The following is a 2,777-nucleotide window of genomic DNA, read 5'->3' on the forward strand; positions in this document are numbered from 1 at the left end:
GGACGAGACGTTCCGCTTGTTGAATAGACAGCGGGGTCAGTAGCCGTCCGTAAAAAGAAAAGCTACTGATACAACTGATATGGTGTTGTTCAAATGAAGGGGTAACGCCCGGAAGGGACACACACAAACTCCCTACAGCGTGATAGTTGTGCAAGAACTGTCGGGTTGTCAAAAGTTAGGGTGAAGAGCAAAAAGCAGGTCCTAACAGGTAAGGCTGAGGAAAGATTCACAGAGGTGTGGGTTGCCTGTGATTATGTAGTGAAGCTGTATATGGTGAGTATCCACGGAAGTGGGGACGAACTGACGATTTAAAGAGTCTAAAATTCGAATGCGTTGAAAAGCGTATGCCAACGGTTTGGCGCTGATTACCGAAAAGTAACTGGGTGGAAGTGAAAGTCGGAACATTGTTACAGGCAATGGAAATCAGCAGGCTCAAAGGAAGCACCTAAGTACAGTATATTGCATCATATTGGAACGTCGAAAGCAACGAACAGCGAGCAGTTGCACATGCTATGACCTGTTGGTAAGGAAAACACACTGTATAACTTACCTTTATCGTTGTGAGAGCGGAGGCACGAGCGATGAAGCTTCTGTAATGGGAGTGGAGCAACAGCCTCCAGTGGGACGACTGGTCAGTCTGCCAGTCGACAAAACAAGTGTAATAAAGTAATGCAGTTAACATTCATAGGTTCGAGTATGACTAAGAGAAACAAGTCTTGCGAGAGTGAGGTGATGTTGACTATGCAAAGAAAGGAATTGTTAAAGAAAAGTGCTATCCGATATGCTGAGTACTACGGCATGGTCGAAGTACAGGACGCATTATATGCGGATAGTGCGAGCGAAAAGATTTTCACGAATCTGATAAGTATTATCGGTTCAGATGCCAATATCAAAATGGCATACCGTAATCTCAAATCAAACAAAGGAAGCAGCACACCTGGTGTCGACGGTAAGACCTTTAAGGACTTAGCTGAGATGTCAGAGGAAGCATTGGTTCAATGTGTTAGGGACAAAATTCTTAACTACCAGCCTAAAGCGGTGAGAAGGGTATATATCCCAAAGCCAAATGGGAAAATGCGACCATTAGGAATCCCTACGGTATTAGATAGGATTGTACAACAAAGCGTGTTGCAGGTCATGGAGCCTATATGCGAAGCCAAGTTTTATCGGCACAGTTATGGTTTCAGACCGAATCGTAGCACTAAGAATGCCGTTGCCGTGTGTTACAAACTGGCGCAGGTGGACGGATTCCACTATGTAGTTGATGTAGATATCAAGGGATTTTTTGATAATGTCGACCATGGAAAGCTACTAAAGCAGATATGGACGATGGGAATACGTGATAAAAGGCTGATTTCCTTAATTGGAAAAATGCTAAAAGCTCCAATTGAAGAAAATGGGGTTAGAACGGTACCCGACAAAGGCACGCCTCAGGGCGGTGTACTTAGTCCCTTACTGGCAAATATTGTGCTGAATGAGCTTGACTGGTGGATAGCCAGTCAATGGGAGGAAATGCCTGCAAAGCATCCTCTGAAAAGCGATATTTATATGAATAAAAATGGTACCCCGAATAAAGGGAATCTGTACAAGAAGTTGCGACAGTCCCGATTGAAAGAGTGCCACATAGTGAGATATGCGGATGATTTTAAGATATTTTGCAGGTCGTATTCTGATGCTTCCAAGCTAAAGCATGCGGTCGAGCAATGGCTAATGGACAGACTAAAGCTGGAAACATCTCCAGATAAGTCACGAATTACGAATCTTACCAAAGGCTATAGCGACTTCTTAGGCATAAAATTTAAACTTTACAAGAAGGGAAAGAAATGGTCTATCAAGTCTCATATGACTGACAAAGCCATCAATTCTCAACGAGTGAAGCTGAAAAATGCCATGGCGCAGGCCTGTAAATCTCACGAGAGTGAACAATCACAGCACGATGACCTCATCAGATACAACCAAGCAGTCATTGGTATGCATCAGTACTATAACATGGCTACTATGATAAATGCAGATGTTCACAGACTGTTCCCGTCGATTGACATAACCATGAAGACGAGACTGAATAGTCGGGCTGACCTCTCCAAGGAAAAACCGCCGACATTGAAAGGTGCGATGGACGAATATTTCTATCAGAAATATGGGGAGTCCAAACAGGTTAGATATATCAATGGTATGATTGTCGTCCCTGTAGCATACTGTAGGACGCAAAATCCAATGTTCTACCGAGTGGACACCAATCGTTACACCCCACAGGGACGTGAACGTATTCACCGCATGCTTGCTAAATCTGAATATGGAGAAACGCTGTTGAAGTTGAGTAGAGATAACGACACGAATCATAGTATCGAATTCTGTGATAACCGCCTATCAAGATTTGTGGCATCAAAGGGTAAGTGTGAACTCTCAAAGGTGTCTCTTGCGTTTGAAGATGTGGAATGCATATATCTTAATCCACCAAGCCAAGGTGGTACGGATGAATATGCAAACCTCAGAATCGTACACAAAGATATAAAGAGCCTTATCTATTCTAATGACGTGAAAATCATCAAGTCCCTCATCGATTTATTCGATTGTAGGGCACCTGCCAAGATTGCAAAGCTCAACAAATGGAGAGCTAAAGCAGGATTGGAAGCAATTAACCTTATAACAATTAACCAGACTTTGAAGTAACTGTATTAGCAATAAAGACTTATCCCATGGAACGCCGTGTGCAATGAAAGTTGCTTGCACGGTGTGGCTCGGGGCGAAAGGCGTGAAAGCGTCTGACCTATCGAGAT

The 2,777-nt window shown here is 43.4% G+C and carries 2 protein-coding genes; both read left to right on the forward strand.

The window, feature by feature from the left end; genetic code table 11:
* Positions 1-165 precede the first annotated feature (165 nt).
* Positions 166-312, forward strand: coding sequence for a hypothetical protein (locus BLP57_RS17950; RefSeq protein WP_156340250.1), 147 nt, complete (start codon positions 166-168; stop codon positions 310-312).
* Positions 313-741: 429 nt separating this feature from the next.
* Positions 742-2,670: a group II intron reverse transcriptase/maturase gene (gene ltrA / locus BLP57_RS17455; protein WP_242872675.1), complete on the forward strand. Its 1,929-nt coding sequence runs from the start codon at positions 742-744 to the stop codon at positions 2,668-2,670.
* Positions 2,671-2,777: the final 107 nt, after the last annotated feature.

It is taken from the genome of Blautia sp. SF-50 (genome assembly GCF_900101315.1).
Classification (GTDB): Bacteria; Bacillota; Clostridia; order Lachnospirales; family Lachnospiraceae; genus Blautia_A; species Blautia_A fusiformis.